The following is a 22,020-nucleotide window of genomic DNA, read 5'->3' on the forward strand; positions in this document are numbered from 1 at the left end:
GGGGCCTGCTTTTTAATTTATAGTCTGACCAGAATTGATATTTCCAGGTGATTCCGCTGAGGGTCCGCTCCAAATAAAGTGAGAATAGTGATTACCGGTTCCCGTAAGTTGAAGGGATAAACCCGAAGGATCCGATCCGGATTCAGTCACTCCAATATCTACGGAGGTCATACCTGCTGCCGTACCGGTTGTAGCAGTAAAGGATCCTTCATAACTAATAAAATAAAGAACCGTGCCAGAATCAATCAAGGCGATTCCATCAGGAGAACCATTTTCGATTCCATTTGTTGGATAAGAAATAATTACAGTACCAATTCCGTTGGATTGATTTGGGATAACATTTCCATTAAGAGTTTGGGTGTTATAGACCTGACCATTGAATCCGTTATAAAGCTCAATGGAATAGTTTGACAAGTCCAATCCAGCTGGCCCAGCTATTTCAATAAACTCACCTGTGTCAGTTCCCGCGTTATCATAATGAAACTCATTAATCCAGGCCACGGGGCTGGCTAGAGTTACCGGGTGGATATCTTCCCAACTATCGCCGTCCCAAATTTGAAGAATTCCTTTATTGTTTGGCAAATCCATCACAAAAACCATCAAGCCATAATCGGAATATCCGGGATTTATAGCATCCCGCGCCGCAATACTCGGCACCCGCGGCGGCATAAAACCCTTGTAGGTCGTACCCCCATCAGAAGAGCCAGCTATTTCGAGCATAGATGCAGGCGAAGGGGTAGTTGTACCAATGCCAACTTGGGCAAAAACAGTGGTAGCTCCAAAAGCTACAACAAAAAATAGAGTTGTTTTTTTCATAACTATGGTTTTTAAGCATAGCTAAGAAGATGAAATTCAAAAATATAGATTGGGTCTAAATTTTCGGGGAGAAATCTAAGATAGAAAATAAAAATTTTGCCGCCAAATTATTTTTGTCGCTAGCTCAAAATAAAAATCTAAACCCAAATAATTATGAATCCAGATCAAAGGTTTCGGAAGGATTGTCTTGCGGCACATAATCCAGCATTCCCTCGCCTTTTGCGATGATGGAACACACCGTGGCATCTCCTGTAACGTTCACCACGGTACGGAACATATCCAAGATTCGGTCCACCGGAAAAATTATCGCAATCCACGCAGGATTCAACCCAACCGATTCCAGTACGATAATAAGCATTACCAATCCAGCACTTGGCACCGCGGCAGAACCAATTGATGCCAATGTTGCAGTAAGTACAATAGTTAATTGTTGGCCGAGAGTTAAATCAATCATATGCAATTGGGCAAGAAAGACCACAGCTACGGCCTGGTATAAACAGGTTCCGTCCATATTTACCGTTGCGCCGATGGGGAGGACAAAGCTGGTTATTTTTTTATCGACCCCCAGATTTTCCTCCACACATTCCATAGTTACCGGTAAGGTTGCGGCACTGCTCGAGGTTGAAAATGCCAGAGTCTGTGCGGGAGCCATCGCCTTAAAAAAACCTTTGTAAGGAATTTTCTTTACAAAAAGTTTCATCAATAAAGGATAGACGATAAAAATCATCAGCATAAGCCCCAAAAACACGGTAAGTGAGTACCAACTCAATCCCTTAAATATTTCATATACCTTTCCAATATCGTCGCCCGCCATTTTGCTCACAACCCCTGCCAGAAGTGCAAATACGAAGAAAGGAGCGGCCTGCATCACCAAATCGACCATTTTTAGAAAAACTTCCATGGCACTGTCCATAAAATCGGTCACGGGCTTTGACTTTTCATTCGGAATCAGCAGCAGACAGACCCCGAAGAATATTCCGAAGAAAATAATCTGCAGCATCAATCCATTGTCAGTCAACGAAAAAAAGAAGTTTTCGGGCACTATATCAACCAAAGGTTGCAGCGGGGTGCTTTCTTTGGTCTTTTGGGCGGTCTCCATCTTTTCCGCCACGGCGGCATCTTTCAGCTCCCCTCTAGAGAGGTCTGTTATTTTCTGGGCCCTTTCAAAAAATGCCGGATCCTGCAGATAATTGATGCCGTCCTTTACCTCGTGGCCTTCTGAGGCCGACCAAATTTCATAACTTATCCGGTTATCGATCCTGCTTTGTTCGTCAATCAATTTTCCGGGCTGAATGACATTTACCAACATGAGGCCCAAACTCACTGCGAAAAGCGTTGTAATGAGATACGCCAAAAGCGTCTTCCCTCCCATTCTCCCAAGGCTTGAGGGATCGCCAATATTTGCCACTCCGCTGATAATGGAAACCAAGACCAAAGGCACGGCAATCAATTTTAACAAATTGATGAAAATTTTGCCGAAGGGTGCTATCCAGTCTATCGTAAATTCACTCCACCCCAACTGGCTGCTGAGCAACGCCCAAATGATCCCTAAAACAAGTCCGATGATTATTTTCCAGTGAAGTGCGAGTTTTTTCATAGTTGGGTGATGGATTTTAGACGTGAGATATTAGACTTGAGATTTTATATTTTCGAAATTTTACTTAACAACCAAAAATCGGCGATGACCAACGCTGCCATTGCCTCCACAATAGGCACGGCTCGCGGTACAACACAGGGGTCGTGGCGGCCTTTGCCTTCTGCCGTCACTTTGTTTCCTTTGTTATCAATGGTTTCCTGTTTTTGCATAATGGTTGCAACGGGTTTAAAAGCCACTTTAAAATAAATATCTTGCCCATTGCTGATACCGCCCTGAATTCCCCCGCTGTGGTTTGTTTTTGTACTGCCGTCCGCTTTAAATGAATCATTATGGACACTGCCTTTCATTGCTGTTCCTGCGAAACCGCTTCCGTATTCAAAACCTTTTACGGCGTTTATGGAAAGCATTGCCTTGCCAAGCTCGGCGTGCAGTTTGTCGAAAACCGGTTCTCCCAAACCGACGGGCACATTTTGGATAACACAGCTAACAGTTCCACCAACGGTATCGCCTTCTTTTCGAATGGATTTTATGTAATTTACCATCTCGGAAGCAATTTCCGCATCGGGACATCGCACCGGATTTTTTTCGATTTCTGAAAAATCTACTTCGGAATAAGGTTCTGTAAGTTCCATTTCGCCTACAGAAGAAACGTATGCCGTGATTTTGATGCCTTTCAACAACTGTTTTGCGATTGCTCCCGCCACAACCCTGCAAGCAGTTTCGCGCGCCGAGGAACGGCCGCCCCCGCGATAGTCACGGATTCCGTATTTTTTATCATAGGTAAAATCGGCATGCGACGGACGGTAAATATCCTTTATATGGCTGTAATCCTTGCTTTTTTGGTCGGTATTTTCAATGAGGAAACCGATGGGCGTGCCAGTGGTTTTACCTTCAAAAATTCCTGAGAGGAACTTTACCTCGTCTTCTTCTTTCCGTTGGGTAACAATTGCAGATTGCCCGGGTTTGCGGCGTTGCATTTCACGATTGATTGCTTCAAAATCGAGAGAAAGTCCGGCGGGGCAGCCATCTATGATTCCGCCAATGGCCGCTCCGTGCGATTCGCCAAAGGTGGTGAGTTTAAAAATTTTTCCGAAGGAATTGCCCGCCATAGATGTGTTTTGAACAAATGTAAACTTTCGGGTTTAATTATTCAAGATTCAAGGTTTAAAATTCAGGATTGAAGAAGCGCATTTTTAAGAATCGTAACCGGATGCAAAGCTTTCCGGCCCGTTCCGTCCAAAATTTGATGTCGGCAACTTGTGCCATTAGCCGAAATAAGGGTGTCTTCGGAAGCCTTTCGCACTGCCGGGAATAGCTTCAACTCCCCTATTTTCATACTCACGTCGAAATGCTCCTTTTCATACCCAAAACTGCCAGCCATCCCGCAGCAGCCCGAAGGAATAATGGTAGGTTTATAATTTTTGGGAAGGTTTAATATGTTGAAAGTTACTTTAAGATTGCTCAGTGATTTCTGATGGCAGTGAGCGTGGATTTTAATCTGTTTTTCTTCGGAAGTGAACTGTGCCGCGGAAATATTTCCGCTTTGAATTTCGGCAGCCAAAAATTCCTCAATCAAAAATGTGTTTTTTGAAATGGTTTCCGCCGAAGCTTTATCGTCCGCCAATCGCAGGTATTCATCGCGAAAGGACAGGATTGCCGAGGGTTCAATGCCAATAAGCGGAACATTTTCTGAAACTTTTTGTTTTAAAAATGCAATGTTTTTGTTCGCTTCCAATTTCGCTTCTTCCAAAAAACCTTTGGACAGCAGGGCGCGACCGCTATCCAAAGAATCAATTACATCTACATCATAATCCAAACCGCTTAAAAGTAAAAACGAATCCACGGCAATTTCGGCATCCAAATAATTGCTGAATTCATCTATAAATAGTATTAATTTTTTGTTTTTATTATTTATCGTAACATATTCATTTTTAATTGTTTCTAATTCCTTACTGAAACTTCTATTTGAAATCTTCGGAAGGGATCTACTTTGATGTACGCCGCCTATATTTTTTATAATTTTTGAAGTGAAGCCATTCGCAAAAAACCAATTGGAAAGCTTGGGAAATTTGGAAGCCATCTTATTCAGTTTTGTACTTTTTCCGAAGAGTTTATTTGAAAAACTTACCCCGTTCGCTTTGTTGTACTGATATAAAAATTCCGCCTTCGCCGTGCTGATATCCACATTGCTAGGGCATTCGCTGGCACAGGCCTTGCAGCTAAGGCAGAGGTCAAAAACTTCCTTTAATTCCTTGGAATTGAATTTGTTGACCGCCTCATTATTGGTTAAAACTTCCCGCAACGCGTTGGCGCGGGCGCGGGTGGTATCTTTTTCGTTTTTTGTGGCGTGATAGCTGGGGCACATGGCTCCCGCCGAATCTGAGGTTTTGCGACAATCGCCACTGCCGTTGCAGCTTTCGGCCAACCGGAGTATGCCTTGGTAATCGCCAAAATCCATCAGCGTTTCAACCTTTGGCTCCTCGCGGCCCGGTTCGTACCGAAGCGATTTGTCCATTTTATAAGCATTTACAATCTTTCCCGGATTGAAAATGTTTTGAGGGTCAAAAGCCGATTTGATCCGCTTTAAAAGTTCGTAGTTTTTCTCGCCTATCATCAAAGGAATAAACTCGGCCCGCACAATCCCGTCGCCGTGTTCGCCGCTAAAGGAGCCTTTGTATTTTTTGCAAAGGATGGCCACGTCTGTCGTGATTTTTCGGAAATAATCCAACCCTTCCTTTTCCTTTAAATTCAAAATTGGCCGCAGGTGGAGCTCCCCTGCGCCGGCGTGTGCATAATAAACGGCTTGTTGCCCGTACTTTTTCATCAAAGCCGAAAATTCCGAAATATAACTGGGCAAATCTTCCAAGGCCACGGCTGTGTCTTCAATACACGCAACAGCCTTTTGGTCGCCGACCATATTTCCGAGCAGCCCGAGGCCGGCCTTGCGCAGTTCGAGTGCCATTTCAATTTCCGCTCCGCGCAGGATTGGGCTGTGGTAACTATGTTTGGAAAGCGCGAGCGATTTTTGCAACGCGGCTATCTGCTCCTGTAGGTTGTCTTCGGATTCGCTCTTCAATTCCAAAAGCAGGATTGCCTTTGGATTGGCCTTTACAAAAAAACGGTAGGGCTCGTAGGTCTTGCTTTTTTTGGTGCAGTCCAGAATTACGTCGTCCATCATTTCGCAGGTGTGCAAGTTGTGCTGCATTGCGACTACCACATCGTTTAAGCAAGCTTCCAGAGTGCTGTAATGGGTGGCTACCATAGCGGTGAACGGTGGCGGCAGAGGGTCTAATTGCAGCGTGATTTCAGTGGTAAAAGCGAGCGTGCCCTCACTGCCGCAAAGCAGTTTGCACGGATTGATTTTTTCATCAAAATCGCCAAAAACATTCGTATGCAACAAACTGTCAACCGCGTAACCCGTGTTTCTTCGGTGAATTTCGGATTTTGGGAATTCCCGCCAAATTTCTTGCTGGGTCGCTTCCGAACGCAGTTCATTGTAAAGGGTTTTATAGATTTTTCCTTCCAAGGAATTATCTTCCGTTTTCTTCAAAAAATCTTCTTTTGAAAGCGGTTCAAAAACCACTTCCTCGCCATTGGAAAGAATGGTTTTCAGTTTTAAAACCTTGTCGCGCGTTACGCCGTATTGAATGGAGGTGGTCCCACTACTGTTGTTGCCCACCATTCCGCCAATCATACAGCGGTTGCTGGTGGAAGTGTTGGGACCAAAAAAGAGCCCAAACCGCTTTAAACGTTGGTTCAATTCATCGCGAATTACGCCCGGCTGGAGCGTAACCGTTCGGTTTTCCCTATCCACTGCAAGAATTTGAGTGAAATGTTTTGAAACGTCCACCACTATTCCCTCGCCCACACATTGCCCGGCAAGGGAGGTGCCAGCGGTCCTTGGAATGAGTGAAATATTATTTTCTTCCGCAAAGGCCACGAGCTGCTTGATTCCCCTGTCATTTTTGGGATAAGCTACCGCGAGTGGAATTTTCCGGTACACCGAAGCATCGGTGGCATATAATGCTGTGTAGAGGGAATCGGTAAAAATTTCCCCATTGAATATTTTCTGAAAAACTTGAATTTGCTCTTTCATTGCCTTGCTGTAAATGTAAAAAACTTCCTTAACAAAACTTTGTAAAATTTGATGTATGGATTAGCATCGCCTTAACGATTGGCACGCTATAATACCACTACATTTACTACATCTAAACTAAAATCAAGAATTATGAAAAATGCAGCTTTTTTAATTATTGCAATTGTCCTTTTAGGATTCCAGGGCCAGGCGCAGGAAATTTCCAAAAACGCAATTGGAATTCGTCTAAGTGAAAGCAACGGTTTTGGTCCCGAGGTTAACTACCAACGCGCACTTGGCGATAACAACAGGCTGGAGTTAGGACTGGCTTGGCACAGCGAACGCTATTGGGACGACGTAAAATTTACAGGAATCTACCAATGGGTATGGAATATTGACGGGGGTTTCAACTGGTATGCCGGCCCCGGATTGGGTGCAGGTATTGAAAGCTATGACCGGTATTATGATGATGATGATTCTCCATATTACAGAAGCAAGGATTCTGAAGCCTTTGTGTTTTTCACCGGTGATGTGGGTATAGAATACAGCTTTGATTTCCCACTGCTGGTTTCCTTCGACTTTAGACCGCAAGTGAATTTGAATTATCGCGATGACGTTAATTTTGATGTGGGAATTAGTGCCCGTTATCAATTCTAAGGAGATATATATTTTATTTTGAAAGAAATGCCCCACATAAAAAAGGGGCATTTCCCTTTTAAATAAACAGGAAAAATCCTGTTTCATAAGTTCACATTTTGTTGCAATTTTATAGAATTCAATAAAATGCAATATGAAAAAGCACTATGTGGATATACATTGCCATCCTTCCCTGAAGCCGTATAGCAAGAGCTTTAAGTATAAACCGCCCAAACAAAACGCCCAGGACCCAAATCGGAAAAACTCCATTTGGCACTACAGTCCGCCAAATTTTTTGGAAAAGTTCGTAAACAGGATGGTATCGCTCACCAAATTCACACAGACCGATTTAACGGCGCTCGCCAAGGCTAATACCAAGGTGGTAATCGTTTCCCTCTATCCTTTTGAAAAACATTTCTTCGGAAAGAAAATCTTGGGAATTAAAGGCGTAACAGACGTGCTGGTAAATCTAGCCGCCAGCATTAGCCAGTCGCGAATGGATTACATCCGCAGCAACAATGATTATTTTGCCGATTTGATGGATGAATACCAGTATTATAAACAGCTCCATAATCAAGTGGTGACTGTTGACGGAAAAATCTATACCTATAGACTGGTCAGAAATTTTAAGGATATTGAAAATAATTTCGCCGCGGAAACCGATTCCAAAAAAATTATAAACATCATTCTTTCCATCGAGGGAGGGCACAGTTTCAATACGGGGCTGGACATGACTAAAGATATGGCCAGCAGGACTGAGGTAATTGGTAATATAAATGCTATCAAAAATTGGGAACATCGCCCGTTGTTCGTCACGCTCGCCCATCATTTTTACAATGAACTTTGTGGCCACGCACGTAGTATTTCCATAGGAATGCTAAAGAAAAATCAGGACCGTGGATTAAATACGGGTTTCACCGAGCTTGGGATTGAGGCTATAGATTTGCTGCTGGATAATACTGAAGGAAAACGAATCCCGATTGATGTGAAGCATTTGAGCACGGCCTCGCGAAAAGCTTATTACCATTTGCTTGACACCAAGTACGCCTCGGAAAATATTCCCGTAATTGCCAGTCATGGTGCGTGTAACGGAAAGCACTCGATTGTGCAGTGGAACAAGACCGATATTCCTGAGCACGAGGATTGGTTTTGCGATATCGACATCAATTTTTATGATGAGGAATTCATCCGCATTGCACGCAGTAACGGTATTTTCGGAATCCAATTGGACGAACGTCGCATAGGCAGCAGCAAGGCCATTTCAGAAAGTAAAATATTCTTTCCGAACAAAAGAAAACAATTGCGAAAAAAAGCCTTGTTGGTTTGGAGACAAGTGCAGCACATAGCCGAGGTTTTGGACAGGGATGGCCTGTTTTGCTGGGGAATACAGTGTATCGGCAGTGACTTTGACGGAATCGTAAATCCTATAAATGGGCTCTGGACCGCTGAAAATATGAAGGACTTAGCCGAAGAAATGCTAAACCACGCACAGGATTATCTTTCAAAAAACTTAATCGTGTTAAAAGATTTCAACAGAATAGACGCTTCTGAAATAGTGGAGCGCGTAATGCACGGAAATGCAATGAAGTTTATTGAAAAGAATTATTAGACCTTAGCTATGGTTTTTCTGAAAAATAGCTTCTTCATATAATTTTTCATACAGCGGAACAATTTTTTTGGTATCATAAACCATCGCAGATTCAACGGCCTGTTTTTTGAATTTGTCTAAGACTTCATCAGAAGCCAAAATCTTCAAGGCGTTTTCCGCCATTTCTTCCACATTACCTACTTCACTTAAAAAACCGCTTACGCCTTCAATATTCACTTCCGGTAAACCGCCCGTAGTGCTCGAAATAACCGGGACGCCGCAGGCCATCGCCTCCAGGGCCGCAAGCCCAAAACTCTCCTTTTCGGAAGGAAGAATGAAAAGATCAGTAAAGCAAAGAATTTTGTCCACTTCATTGCTATTGCCTACAAAGAGTACTTTTTCCTCTATTCCCTTTTGTTCGCATAGCTGTTCCGATGCTTCCCTTTCCGGTCCTTCGCCCACGATGATTAACTTTGCTGGAATTTTTTTCTGGATCCGGTCAAAAACCTCAATTACATCCGTAACGCGTTTCACTTTCCGAAGATTGCTTACGTGGGTAATAATCCGTTCCTCGGGTTTCGCCATCAAATCGCGCTGGCAGTCGGTATAGGTTTTTATTTTCTTTGGAATATCAATAAAATTGGGCACCACGTGGATTTCCTTTTTTATATCAAAAAGATGTAGGGTGTCTTCCTTCAGACTATTGGAAACCGAAGTTACCACATCGCTGTTATTTATGCTGAAAGTAACGGCGGGTTTATAGAAAGGATGGTTGCCCACAAGGGTAATATCCGTACCGTGGAGCGTCGTGACCATTGGGATGTAGATGTTGTCTTCCTCCAGCATTTTTTTTGCCATATAGCCCGCATACGCATGGGGAATGGCGTAATGCACGTGCAGCACCTCAATTTTATGCAGCTTTACCATATCTACCAATTTACTGGAGAGCGCAAGCTCATAGGGCTGATAATGGAATAATGGATACACCGGTACTGAAACCTCGTGAAAGTGGATGTTTTTTGAAAGCAGTTCAAGCCTTACGGGTTGTTTATAGGTAATGAAATGAATTTCGTGACCGTGTTCGGCTAAGGCCAAGCCGAGCTCGGTGGCCACTACTCCGCTTCCTCCGAAGGTTGGGTAACATACTATTGCTATTTTCATATTTTTTTATTTTTGAAACAAGACTCAGGACTGAGGGATACAGGACGGCTTGTTGCTTTTTTTTAAAAGAGGAACTACACTAAAACGAAACTGGACAATTTCATCTTTACATCTCTAATTTTATCAAAATCCGTCTTGTTTCCTGTAGCGAAGCGGTCTTGTACCCCTTTAGTCCATTTTCAGTAATCAATGGCCTCATAAATGGCTTCCTGTATTTTGCTGCGCAGATCGCTTTTTATCAATTTTCGATTTTCCGCATCCGGGAATGTTCTGTTTGATAGAAATACGTAAACTATTTCCTGCTCGGGGTCTGCCCAGGCAAAGGTGCCGGTAAAGCCGCTATGTCCAAAACTGGTCATGGAAACGCAGCCACAGGTTGGCCCCGAAGTGCCCAGTTGCGGTTTGTCAAAACCCACGCCCCTTCTTACGTTTTTATCGCAGTAATAGCAGGTATTGAAAAGATCCAAAACATCGGGATCAAAATACCGTTTGCCGCCGTAAAATCCTTTCCAAAGATACATTTGCATGACTTTCGCCACATCATTTGCATTGCTGAACAGTCCCGCATGGCCGCTTACTCCGCCAAGCATCGCAGCGCCTTGGTCGTGCACATAGCCCTGAACTTTCTGGTTTCTGAAAATATTGTCCTGCTCCGTGGGCGGAATATTGTCTTTTGAAAATTTTTCCAACGGTAGATACGTCATATAGTTTGCGCCCAAGGATTCGTAAAGGTTTTCCTGGACAATTTGCTCCATCGGTTTGCCGAATTTTCGCTCAAAATATCGTTTCAAAATGTAGTATGGCAGATCGCTATATTTATACTCAAGCCTTGAATTCAGGTCGCTTTCGCGGATGGTTTTAAAAATGGTATCCATATAATCGCGGCGCATATAGAGATTTTGGGCCACTTGCACGTTAAAATCCTTATCGGGAATATCTGAATAATACTTTGGGGAAACTTCCGTTTTATCCTCATTGAGCGTATATCTGTAAAAAGGTATCCAGGCCTTTAAACGCGCGTAGTGCGAGAGCATTTCCTTTAAGGTAATATTCGCTTTGTTTGAATTTTTATACTCGGGAAGCATTTCTGAAAGTTTCGTATTCATACCCAACTCCTTCTTGTCCACGAGCTGCATTACCAAAGGTAAGGATGCCAAAATCTTCGTGAGCGAAGCCAAATCGTAAACGGTACTGTCCATTACTTCAATTTTATTAGCGTATTCGTGGTATCCAAAATTTTTCTGATAGACCACCTTTCCCTTTCGGGCGACCAAAATTTGGGCTCCTGGGTACATGCCTTCACGTATTCCCAAAGTGGCAAGCGAGTCGATTTTTTTCAACTTATAACTGTTGATGCCCACGCTTTCAGGGGTTCCGTATTGTAGTCTGCGAAGGGATTTTGTTTTCAGAATTGTATTCAAGGGAAAATCCTCACCTAAAGAGACGGGAAGTTTTCCTTTGGCCTCCCGTGCGCCAAAAATGAGCTGCGCCGAAAGTTTTTGGGAAATCTCGCTGTTTTGATAAGACATTACCACTCCTTCAAAATTGGCCGTGGTCTTTAAGTCGAGCATTGCATACGGTCTGGCAAAAACATCTAAAATCACGGTGTTTGTGCGGGCAATTTCATAAAGCCACACGAGCTCGTTTTCAGAAAACTCAAACTTCTTCCAAGGGTTGTCATTGCTTTTGTGAAACCCGATAATCACGTAATTGTAGCTTTTCAGTTTCTGGATATAATCGTCGAGACCGTTTGCTTTTACCCAATCTACTTCGCCGTATTTTTTCAATTCATTGAGGAAAATTTCGCCCGAATCATCGCCAAAATTTATGTAGGCAATCTTTTTTTCCTGTAAATCCTTTATGGGAAGAATGGCGCGATTGTTTTTAATAACAGTAAGCGCATTGTCCATCGCTTCCTCGTAAAGGGCATCGTCGTTCACCGAATTCAAATCGTCATATAAATAGGCGGTTTTTACAGGCTGGTAGTGATTAAGACCCACCTTATACTTTGCATAAAGAATCTTCTTTACGGAGTACGCCAAACGTTTTTCGGTAATAACTTCTTCATTATAGGAATTGATAAGAAACTCCATGGCCTTCGGAATATCTTCGGAAATCAACAGCACATCGTTTCCGGCGAGGAATGCGGCCAGTTCTATTTCCCCGGGTTTTTTGAAATCGGAAGCGCCCTTCATATTCAGGGCATCGGTAAAAATCAGCCCGTTGAAACCAAGTTCATTTTTTAACAAATCAGTCACCACCTTTGAGGAAAGTGATGAGGGGTAATTCATCTGTATTTCCAACGAAGGCACGTTAAGATGGGCAACCATTACGCTGTTTAGCCCTTCATTTATAAGTTTTTTGTAGGGATACAGCTCCAAAGTATCCAATCGCGCTCTCGTGAAATCTACCGTCGGTAGGGTTTTGTGGCTGTCCATATCGGTATCGCCATGGCCCGGAAAATGTTTGGCGCTGCCCATAATACCGGCGCTCTGCATGCCCTTCATAAACGCGAGCGCTTTTTCGGTAACGTTGTCCCTATCCTCCCCAAAGGACCGGTTGCCGATAATGGGGTTTTTCGGGTTTGTATTTATGTCCACAACCGGCGCAAAGTTGATGTGTACGCCCAAACGCTTGGACTGCTCGCCAATGCGGCGGCCAATTTTCTCCACAATTTTGTTGTCTGTAATGGCGCCGAGCGTCATATTCCACGGAAAAGCATAGGTAGAATCGAGCCGCATGGCTAAGCCCCATTCAGCGTCCATACCAATCATTAAAGGAACTTTTGCAAGAGCTTGGAATTCGTTGTTCAGCCTTGCCTGGCGCACGGGACCGCCCTTGGAAAAAATGATCCCTCCCAAGTGATAGTTTGTTATTAGGTCTTTTATTTTATCGGTTTTTGCCTTCGGGTCGCTCGAAAAAATATCTGCCATAAAAAGTTGGCCCATTTTTTCTTCCAAAGTCATAGAATCATAAATACTATCGACCCACTTTTTTTGGTTCTGAAAATCGTTTTTTACGATAAGTGGATTTTTATCCTGCGAAAAGGAAGAAAGACAAGCAAACGCCAGTATTGTAGTGAACACAAATTTTTTCATAAGTAATTTTATTTTATGATAAAAATCTATTGTGCCAGCTTTCGTGTGCGGGAACTTCCCAATTTTCAAGATATTCGGCTTTGGTATTTACGAGATTGTTGAAGACGATGGTGTTTTTTGAAACAGATTTGTCCTTTGCCATTTTTCTGAAATCCGCCAAGGGTTTATAAGCGATATATTCTCCTGAATAAAAGGTCACGTTCATTTTGTCCAAAAGGTCAACATCAAATTTATCCTGTAGCGACTGGATAAAATGTACCGAGGCATCAATGCTGCAGCCCGATGCTGAAGCATTTGCCTGGTTGAGGCCAATTACGATAAAACGGTTGTATTTTATTTCAACGGCGGCCTCAAGTTCGGCTCCGTGGGCGGTCCATTTGGTCAAAAATTCTTCTGTAAGTTTTTCAATTTCCGCAACTTCATCGTCGCTCAATTTTCTATTGGCCTGATAGATCCATATTCTGGAATCATCGGGTAGGTTTTTAAAATCTGTCAGCATTATTAATCAGTCTTATTGTTTCATTCCTACTTGTTCATTTCAACTTCGCTCCAAGACGTGGAAAAAACAATCTATTGGTTTTTATAAATCTTCTGCATTTGCAATCATTTCGGCAACGTCCATTACCTGCACGTTGTCTTCTGCGTTTTTCGCTTTTACGCCGTCGGTCATCATTACCATACAAAATGGACAACCGGTAGCAATTATGTCTGCCGAAACTTCCATGGCTTGTTCCGTCCGGGCAACGTTTACGTCCTTATTTCCTGGTTCGGGTTCCTTAAACATTTGGGCTCCGCCCGCACCACAACACATGCCGTGTTTTTTGTTTCGCCTCATCTCTACCAATTCGCCCTCCAGTTTTTCAAGTAAATTTCTTGGGGCTTCGTATTCGTTATTTGCCCTACCAAGATAACACGGATCGTGGAAGGTTATTTTCTTCCCCTTGAATTTTCCGCCTTCCACTTTTAATCTGCCCTCATCCAAAAGCGCTTTTAAGAATTGGGTGTGGTGCATTATTTCATACTTGCCGCCGAGTTCAGGGTATTCATTTCCGATGGTATTAAAGCAGTGCGGACAGGTGGTTACAATCTTTTTTATTCCATAGCCGTTGAGCACCTCAATATTGGTCATGGCCTGCATTTGGAACAAAAACTCGTTTCCTGCCCTTTTTGCCGGGTCGCCGGTACAGCTTTCCTCGGTTCCCAAAACTGCGAAATCTATATTTGCTTTGTTCAACAATTTTACAAAGGCTTTCGTTATTTTTTTGGCACGATCGTCAAAACTTCCCGCACAACCTACCCAAAAAAGCACTTCGGGCTGTTTGTCTTGGGCCATATATTCGGCCATTGTTGGGACTTTTATTGGTTCACTCATTTGTTTATGTTTTTACCCCCAGCCCCTAAAGGGGAGCTGTTCCGAAGGCTCCCTTTAGAACTGGGGTATATTTGTTAATCTTCAAATACTTCAATAGTTACTTCTTTCTCCACTAAATCGGTGAATTTTCCTTTGTAGCGGGTTGCCTTTACCAAATGGTTGTCCACCCAGTGATAGTTGCCGCCACGGGGTTTTCCCATCAACATGCTGTGGTATTTAAAACCATGTTTATTAAGCCACGTTTCCGTTACTTCGCGATGGGCTTCGGTGCGGGAGGTGAAAAAGCAGATAATATGGCCTTCGTCGTACCATTTGTTCAGGGTTTTTAAGGCATCGGGAAATGGCTTGCAAGTCGCCATCCTTTCGGGCTCTTCGTTTGGGATGTCCTCAGTAATGGTGCCGTCAATATCAATCAAGTAGTTTTTTATCCCTTCGGGAAGAATCGGGCTTACGAGTTCGCCCTTTTCTACTTTGTCGTGCAGCATTTTTTCTACTTCTTCTTTTTTCATGTTTTATTTTTTCAGAATAACATCGACTTCATTTTTTAAGTTTGGAAGATGTTTTTTAATAATCACCCAAACAATTGATGAGTCAATACTGTCGTAGGCATGAACTAATCTATTTCTCATTGCAATTATTTCAGCTTCATTTTCAATGATTAAATCGTTGTCAATTTTTTTCAGCTTATTTAAGGCTTCACCAATAATTGCCAAATGCCGTTCTACAGCACTTTGGGTTTTGATATCCTCTTCATAATCGCCAAAAGTATCAATATCACTTATAAATTCTTCAATTAAATTTATTGATAAGGAAATATCCATCAAGAATTTCTCAACTTCCAGCTTCATATATTAATATCTTGGTAGCATCAATATTTCTTTTTAAGATTGGGTTTTTGATTGATTTATAGGTCAATAAATCTACTTTTCTTTGAAAGAAGCTCTCTAACTTATTCCAAATAGAAATTAAATTTTCACCGCGTTCCATTGCGTCTTCAACGTTAATCTCAATCAATAAATCAATGTCGCTTTCCCTTTCAGAAAAATCATTACGAATAGAAGAACCAAAGGCATATAGTTTTCCAACCTTATGATTTTCACATAAGGATCGAAAATCCTCTTTTTTGGATTTTATTTCTTCAATGATTTTCACTTCTCTTTAAATAGGTTCAATCAATTTTCATCCTTCCAGTTCAACCGGTCCATTTGGTTGTATGGCCAGGGCGCGCCGTTGTTTTCTATATTGGTCATGGCAACATTCAACTCTGTTGGGGCAGCAGACTGTTCCATAACCAAATATTGCCTCATATCCATAATAATGCTCAATGGGTCAATACTTACGGGGCAAGCTTCCACACAGGCGTTGCAGGTGGTACAGGCCCAAAGTTCTTCGCGGGTTATGTAATCGTCCAACAGCTGTTTTCCGTCTGGTTTGAACTCGCCGTTTTGGTCGATGTTTTTTCCTATTTCTTCCAAACGGTCGCGGGTATCCATCATTATTTTACGTGGCGAAAGTTTTTTCCCGGTGTTGTTTGCGGGGCATTCATCCGTACAACGGCCGCACTCGGTACAGGTATATGCGTTCAATAATTGAATCCTGCTCAAATCCATTACATCGCTGGCGCCAAACTTGGCAGGGGCTTCGACGGCTCCTTCCGCGGGAGCGGCAAAGGGATCGGCATTTGGATCCATCATCATCTTCACTTCGTTGGTAACCGATTCCAGATTTTTGAATTTCCCCTTTGGAACCACTTTTCCGAAATAAACATTTGGAAAAGCCAAGATAATATGAAGGTGTTTTGAAAAGTATAAATAATTCAAAAACACAAGTATTCCCAAGATGTGGAGCCACCACGTACCGCGCTCTATGGCAATCAGGGAGGCCTCAGAGAGATTATCCAAAAACGGCACTATAAACTGGCTTACGGGATAGGATCCGGCCTCTACATAATGTGCCGCGCCCAATGCCTGTAATTGTTGGTCTGCAGCATTCATGGTCAAAAATAGAATCATTAAGACCATTTCAAAATAAAGAATATAATTGGCATCATTTTTAGGCCAGCCCTTCATTTCATTTGCCCAAAATCTTCGCAATTTTTGAATATTTCTTCGGGTCCAGAAAAGAATGACCCCCATTAAAACCAGCAGTGCCAAAATTTCAAAGGAAGCGATTAAAAAATTATACAGCCCAAGGGGCAGCACGGTGGAAAGCAATCTGTGGGTTCCGAAAATGCCGTCAATAATAATTTCAAGCACTTCAATATTTATAATAATAAACCCTACGTAAACGAGAATATGAAGGAGCCCCGGAATGGGACGGACCACCATTTTTGACTGTCCCAGCGCAATGCGCAATACGTTGCCCCATCTTTCCGAAGTATGGTCTGAAGCATCTACTTCGTGGCCAAGTTTGATGTTGCGGATTATCTTGCGAATGTTAATTGTGAAATATCCCACACCAGCGGCAAGGGCTATCAAAAAAAGTATGTTCGGAATGTATTGCATAGGTTACTCGTCTGGATTGGCTGGTGGTTCGTATTCTTTGTTCTTTCTGCCGAAAACTGAAATGTGCACATAACGTTTTGGATTTAGTTTTACATCTTGAAGCAATTGCTCAAGCTGTCTCGATGCCCCTTCCAGATTTTCGTATAGTTTGTCGTCTTTTAACAGTTTCCCAATAGAACCTTCGCCATTATCAACACCCGCTACAATTTTATCCATTTTGTCCACTACATTTTGAAGATCAGTGACCAATTTACCTGTTTCCAGCTGTGCCAGCGAATCGGTTAGTCTTGAAAGGTTGCCTGCAGTCTTGTCCAGATTGGTAAAGGTGTTATCCAATTTACCCGTATTGTTTGAGAGTATTTTGTTTAGATTTTCAGAAACCCCTGCGAAGGAATTGAGGGTGGTATTCAAATTTGCGATGGCCTCCTGTAGGTTTTGACGGGTCTGTTCATCTACAATAGCGTTTATGCTCAATAAAAGCGTATCCACGGTGGCCAGGGTGTTGTTTACTTTCTTCTCCAATGGGCCAAGGGCTTTCGTAACCGCGGTGAGCATGCCATCCTCCACATCACCTCTCAGGGTATCTCCACTTTTTGCAATGTTATTTACATCATATTGTGGAAAAATTCCGAGCGATTTTCCTCCGATCAGGCCAGTGCTATATATCCTGACAATACTGTTTTTTGAAAAGTCGAAATCTTTCTCTACAGTAAATTTCACTACCAGACTTCCTTTGGAATTGGCAAAACTTATGTTCTGCACTTTTCCCACGGTAAGACCATTGATAGTAACAGGCGCAGCTTGGGCCAAACCTTCAACGTTATCATATTTTACGTAGAATTCCCTGTTTTTGTCGAGTAGATTGGTGCCCTTTAAAAAACTGTAACCAAAGATTAACAGCAATATAGCTCCTATGGCGAGGATTCCGGTTTTAACTTCCTTCGATAGTTTCAAATGTATATTTTTAGATTGTGAACAAATTTAAAGGATAAATATAAAGAATGCACGCTAATTGGCTTTCGATTTTAACACTTCGGGTAGATTAACTTTCTTTCCTTTTTTAAAAGCTACAATATATGCCGAAGGATATCCTTTTTGCTGCACAAAGGTTTTCATCACCTGAATTTTTTTATAGTCGGAGGTATCACCGTAATAATATTTAAATAGACCGCTTTCCTTTTCACGCGATACATCTTTGAGTCCCTTAAAGTTGCTGGGCTTTGGATCCAATTTTTTACTGGTAGCGGCCAATTGTACCTTAAATGTTACACCTTCGTAAATGTCTTCCTTGGTGGATTCAATGGTTTTTTCCACCTGAATCTTTTCAATTTCAGGATCCTTTATTTTTTCGGTAGCAACGGAAAGACTGTTTATGTAAGCTTTAATGGCATTCCCAATTTCCCGCGCCATTTCGGCCTGGCCTTTGGCGGAATTCAAATAAGCGCCCTCGCTTTTATTGGTAAGAAATCCCGTTTCAATCAAAACACTCGGCATATGGGTATTATGAAGTACCCAGAAACCAGCCTGCTTAACGCTCCTATCTTTTCTTTTTAGATTATTTATAACGTTGTTTTGCACCAAACTGGCCAATAGAATGCTTTGGTCCAGATATTCTTCCTGCATCAGCACCATACCTATCAATGATTCCGGCGCATTTGGATCAAAGCCGCCGTATTTTTCCTGATAGTTGTCCTCCAAATAAATTACCTCGTTTTCCTTTTTTGCAACCTCAAAATTGGCTTGGCTTTTGTGAAGTCCAAGCACGAAAGTCTCTGCCCCGTATGCGTCTGAGTGATGGGCATTGCAGTGTACCGAAACAAAAAGGTCTGCATCGGCCTTATTTGCAATTGCAGCCCGCTCCCGCAACTCAATAAAAACATCGGACTTTCTTGTGTAGATTACCTTTACATTAGGAAGTTTTTCCAGCTCTGCGCCTATTTTTAAGACAATGTTAAGCGATATTTCAGATTCCTTATAACCGTTTCCTTTGTTTCCGTGGTCGTGACCCCCGTGGCCTGCATCCAATACCACGACGAATGGCTTCGTTGGGTTTTCAGCGGCCGAAGCTGAAAAAAGACAACTTGAAACTGCGATAATTAATACGAAAGAAGAAAAAAGTTTCGTTTTCATCTGTAAAAGAATATTTGATAAAGAGAAAAATTGTCTGTCCAAATTGTACATCCTTTATTGTTTTGCAAATAGTTAATGGGCATTTTATACAACCACTAACGATTGGGAAAATTTGATATTTTAAAAAAATGATTTAAAAAAACGTACCCGAAAAAATATGTTTATTTTTGACCGTTTCAAATACTGAGCCAAATCTACAAAATAATAGCATCTAAGCATTGCAGACAAACAGGCATTACTTAACAATCTTCTTAACATTTCTGCTACTTTGCGGCACTCTTGTGCATGCGCAGGACGTCCCGCCAAAGAATGAAACCAAGCTGCCCAAAACTACTCAGGACGATACAATTACGGTAAACCTAAAACCCGTTATAGCCGAGGTTAATGAAAAGGCCCAAGATACTGTAAGGACAGACACCATTAAGCCCGAGAAAGAAACCTTGACAGATGTTGTGGATTATTACGGCGAAGACTATGTATTCCTGAACCGAAAGGAAAACAAAGTATATATGTATAACAATGCCTACATCATCTATGGCGATATGCGGATAGATGCAGGTTTGATAATCCTGGATTATAATAAGAACGAAGTATATGCCAAAGGAATTGACAGCGCGGGCATCTATAGCCAGCGCCCCGTGTTTGTGCAGGCTGCCAATAAAGTGGAGCCCGATTCCATCCGTTATAATTTTGATACCGAAAAAGCTCTGGTTTACAACAGTCGGACGGAACAAAACGGGTTTAGGGTAATTGCCGATGTTACCAAAAAAGTAAACGACTCTGTGGTATATCTTAGGAACGTGAAGTTCACCACTTCAAAAAATATAGACGACCCTGAATATTATTTCTATACACGAAAGGCAAAATTTGTCCCAAAAAAGAAAGTGGTTACTGGCCTGACCAATATGTACATTGCCGACGTACCCACGCCGGTGGGATTGCCTTTTGCTTATTTTCCGCTCACTGAGGACCGTACTTCTGGTTTCATAATTCCTTCCTTCGGGGAAAACAACAGTCGCGGTTTCTTTTTTCAGAATGGCGGCTACTATTTCGCAATTAATGAATACTTGGATTTAAGTCTTTTGGGTGATTATTACACAAACGGTAGCTATGCCCTTCGCGGAGAAACATCGTATGCCGTTCGTTATAAATTTAAGGGAAATGTGAGCGCGCGTTTTGAAAAACTTGTGCAGGAAGAGCGCGGATTTCCTGATTTTAATGAAACTAGTATCTACAACATTCGGTGGTCGCATTCCCAAGATATAAAGAGCAGTCCCAGCTCCCGTTTTTCGGCTTCGGTGAATATTGGTAGCAGCAAGTATTTTACGCAGTCCATCAATCAAACCAATAATGCCAGCGCCCTGGTCAATACCTTGAGTTCCTCTATTTCCTATTCTAAAACGTTTGAGGGCGAGCCGCAAGTGAATCTCGCCGTGGCCGCAACGCATTCACAAAATACCAATACGCAGGAAATCTCAATGTCATTGCCAAATTTAAATACCAGCGTTTCCAGAATTTACCCCTTTGCCCCAAAAGACGGTACCAAAAAAGGCATTATTCAAAACATAAACTTTCAGTACGATCTTTCCGCCGAAAACCGCATCCAAACAACAGATTCGCTTTTCTTTAAATCGGAAATGTTCAACAATGCACAAATTGGCGCCCAGCACAACATTCCCATTACCACAAATTTTAAAATATTAAAGTATCTAAGTGCCTCTGCAGGTACCAATTACCGCGAAACCTGGGTTTTGAAGAGTACACGACAGCGCTATGACCGAACGGTGAACAATGGTTTGGGAGGTATTGTAAAAGATACGGTTTCCGGTTTTGAGAGTTATCGCACCTATAATTTTTCGACCAGTTTGGGAACCACTCTCTACGGACTTTTCAATTTCGGAAAGGATAAAAAGATCCAGGCCATCCGCCACGTAGTCCGCCCTTCCATTGGTTACAATATAAATCCCGCTTTTGATAGATATTACGATGAATTCATCATTCCACAAACTGCCGATGAAGCTGCCCAAGTAGTGGAGTATTCCCGTTTTGAAAACACACTTTACGGGCCACCAAATAAGGTGTATTCCAGCAGTATTGGAATGTCGCTGAGCAACACTTTTGAGGCTAAAATCCGCGATCGCGATACCACTGCCCTGGAACCAAAGAAGGTGACTTTGCTAAACAACCTGAATTTTTCTACAGCCTATAATCTTGCGGGCGATTCGTTGCGGTGGAGCCCGTTGCAGTTTACGGGAAGCATTCCCATAGTGCCGAAGCTCGATTTCAACTTCAGTGGAACTTTGGATCCGTATGCGCTGGACAATAACAATAAAAAAATTGATGTTTTCAATATTGACAATGGCGGCAGTCTTTTCCGGCTTACCAATGCCAATGTGAGCATCAATTATTCCTTCTCTAGCAAGGATTTTGATGGGAGCGGCAGAAAGAATTTAGACCGGATAGATAACGAAACCTTCCGAAATGGCGGTCGCCCGGACGATCTCTTTGGCGATGCGGCCGATATTTATGATGGCCAGATCTATGAAGAGGATGATGAAGATGTAGATAAGACCAATATAGATTGGTATAACTACAAAATTCCTTGGGATATGCGCCTGGCCTATACCATAACCTATGGAAATGCGCAGCGTCAAAATGAAATTTCAAGCCAATCCCTTATGGTAAGCACCAATATGGAGCTGGCGCCACGATGGACCGTTGGGGTTTCTTCTGGTTACGACTTTAAGAACAATGGGGTTACCCTCACACAGTTCCGTTTCCAGCGCGATTTGGAGAGTTGGCAAATGAGTTTTAATTGGACGCCCATCGGAAGCATAAATACGGCCTGGTACTTCTTTATCGGTATTAAATCTTCGGTGCTAAGTGACATTAAATATGACAAGCGCCGCGAGAGCGATAAGCGATTGTAGGCTCTTTAACCTCCAAGAAAATGTCATTCATAATTTAAAAGTCTAAATTAAATGTATAAAATTCGTATTACTAACCTCTAAGCGCAATAACACATTAACTTAATAACCCATTA

The 22,020-nt window shown here is 42.4% G+C and carries 17 protein-coding genes; 3 read left to right on the plus strand and 14 right to left on the minus strand.

Annotated features, from left to right (window positions below; genetic code table 11):
- Window positions 1-12 precede the first annotated feature (12 nt).
- The 4 genes from MB09_RS10585 to MB09_RS10600 form a co-directional block, all read right to left on the minus strand.
- Window positions 13-816 (minus strand): hypothetical protein, encoded by an 804-nt coding sequence (locus MB09_RS10585; protein WP_045080898.1) that lies wholly within the window; start codon window positions 814-816, stop codon window positions 13-15.
- Window positions 817-967: 151 nt separating this feature from the next.
- Complete coding sequence (locus tag MB09_RS10590; RefSeq protein ID WP_045080899.1) at window positions 968-2,413, minus strand: dicarboxylate/amino acid:cation symporter; 1,446 nt, start codon at window positions 2,411-2,413, stop codon at window positions 968-970.
- Window positions 2,414-2,457: 44 nt separating this feature from the next.
- A complete protein-coding gene (aroC, locus tag MB09_RS10595) occupies window positions 2,458-3,522 on the minus strand; it encodes a chorismate synthase (protein WP_045080900.1) in 1,065 nt (354 codons plus the stop codon).
- Between the two features lie 62 nt (window positions 3,523-3,584).
- A complete protein-coding gene (locus tag MB09_RS10600; protein ID WP_045080901.1) occupies window positions 3,585-6,509 on the minus strand; it encodes an FAD-binding and (Fe-S)-binding domain-containing protein in 2,925 nt (974 codons plus the stop codon).
- A gap of 132 nt (window positions 6,510-6,641) precedes the next feature.
- Between MB09_RS10600 and MB09_RS10605 the strand changes: the two genes are divergently transcribed.
- The gene (locus MB09_RS10605) at window positions 6,642-7,145 is read left to right on the plus strand and encodes a hypothetical protein (protein ID WP_045080902.1); all 504 of its coding nucleotides are present in this window, start codon (window positions 6,642-6,644) and stop codon (window positions 7,143-7,145) included.
- A gap of 133 nt (window positions 7,146-7,278) precedes the next feature.
- Window positions 7,279-8,733: an amidohydrolase family protein gene (locus MB09_RS10610; RefSeq protein WP_045080903.1), complete on the plus strand. Its 1,455-nt coding sequence runs from the start codon at window positions 7,279-7,281 to the stop codon at window positions 8,731-8,733.
- A gap of 3 nt (window positions 8,734-8,736) precedes the next feature.
- Here MB09_RS10610 and bshA read toward each other — a convergent pair whose 3' ends face one another.
- From bshA to MB09_RS10660, 10 genes are all read right to left on the minus strand, one after another.
- Window positions 8,737-9,873, minus strand: coding sequence for an N-acetyl-alpha-D-glucosaminyl L-malate synthase BshA (gene bshA, locus MB09_RS10615; RefSeq protein WP_045080904.1), 1,137 nt, complete (start codon window positions 9,871-9,873; stop codon window positions 8,737-8,739).
- Window positions 9,874-10,052: 179 nt separating this feature from the next.
- Window positions 10,053-12,971, minus strand: a complete 2,919-nt coding sequence (locus tag MB09_RS10620; RefSeq protein ID WP_045080905.1) for a glycoside hydrolase family 3 N-terminal domain-containing protein — start codon at window positions 12,969-12,971, stop codon at window positions 10,053-10,055.
- A gap of 13 nt (window positions 12,972-12,984) precedes the next feature.
- Complete coding sequence (locus tag MB09_RS10625) at window positions 12,985-13,470, minus strand: hypothetical protein (RefSeq protein ID WP_045080906.1); 486 nt, start codon at window positions 13,468-13,470, stop codon at window positions 12,985-12,987.
- Window positions 13,471-13,551: 81 nt separating this feature from the next.
- The gene (locus MB09_RS10630) at window positions 13,552-14,343 is read right to left on the minus strand and encodes a (Fe-S)-binding protein (protein ID WP_045080907.1); all 792 of its coding nucleotides are present in this window, start codon (window positions 14,341-14,343) and stop codon (window positions 13,552-13,554) included.
- Window positions 14,344-14,417: 74 nt separating this feature from the next.
- On the minus strand, window positions 14,418-14,852 hold the full coding sequence (locus MB09_RS10635; protein ID WP_045080908.1) for an LNS2 domain-containing protein: 435 nt from the start codon (window positions 14,850-14,852) through the stop codon (window positions 14,418-14,420).
- Window positions 14,853-14,855: 3 nt separating this feature from the next.
- Complete coding sequence (locus MB09_RS10640) at window positions 14,856-15,191, minus strand: HepT-like ribonuclease domain-containing protein (protein ID WP_045080909.1); 336 nt, start codon at window positions 15,189-15,191, stop codon at window positions 14,856-14,858.
- Complete coding sequence (locus MB09_RS10645) at window positions 15,175-15,495, minus strand: nucleotidyltransferase family protein (protein WP_052671353.1); 321 nt, start codon at window positions 15,493-15,495, stop codon at window positions 15,175-15,177. Before MB09_RS10645 ends, MB09_RS10640 begins: the two co-directional genes overlap by 17 nt.
- A 20-nt stretch (window positions 15,496-15,515) precedes the next feature.
- Window positions 15,516-16,847 carry a (Fe-S)-binding protein gene (locus MB09_RS10650; RefSeq protein ID WP_045080910.1) on the minus strand — a complete coding sequence of 444 codons (1,332 nt, stop codon included), beginning with the start codon at window positions 16,845-16,847 and terminating at the stop codon, window positions 15,516-15,518.
- A gap of 3 nt (window positions 16,848-16,850) precedes the next feature.
- Window positions 16,851-17,801 carry an MlaD family protein gene (locus tag MB09_RS10655; RefSeq protein ID WP_045080911.1) on the minus strand — a complete coding sequence of 317 codons (951 nt, stop codon included), beginning with the start codon at window positions 17,799-17,801 and terminating at the stop codon, window positions 16,851-16,853.
- Window positions 17,802-17,855: 54 nt separating this feature from the next.
- A complete protein-coding gene (locus MB09_RS10660; protein WP_045080995.1) occupies window positions 17,856-18,977 on the minus strand; it encodes an N-acetylmuramoyl-L-alanine amidase family protein in 1,122 nt (373 codons plus the stop codon).
- A gap of 218 nt (window positions 18,978-19,195) precedes the next feature.
- Between MB09_RS10660 and MB09_RS10665 the strand changes: the two genes are divergently transcribed.
- Window positions 19,196-21,907, plus strand: a complete 2,712-nt coding sequence (locus MB09_RS10665; RefSeq protein ID WP_045080912.1) for a putative LPS assembly protein LptD — start codon at window positions 19,196-19,198, stop codon at window positions 21,905-21,907.
- The last annotated feature ends 113 nt before the right edge of the window (window positions 21,908-22,020 follow it).

It is taken from the genome of Aequorivita vladivostokensis, from assembly GCF_000952855.1.
GTDB lineage: Bacteria > Bacteroidota > Bacteroidia > Flavobacteriales > Flavobacteriaceae > Aequorivita > Aequorivita vladivostokensis.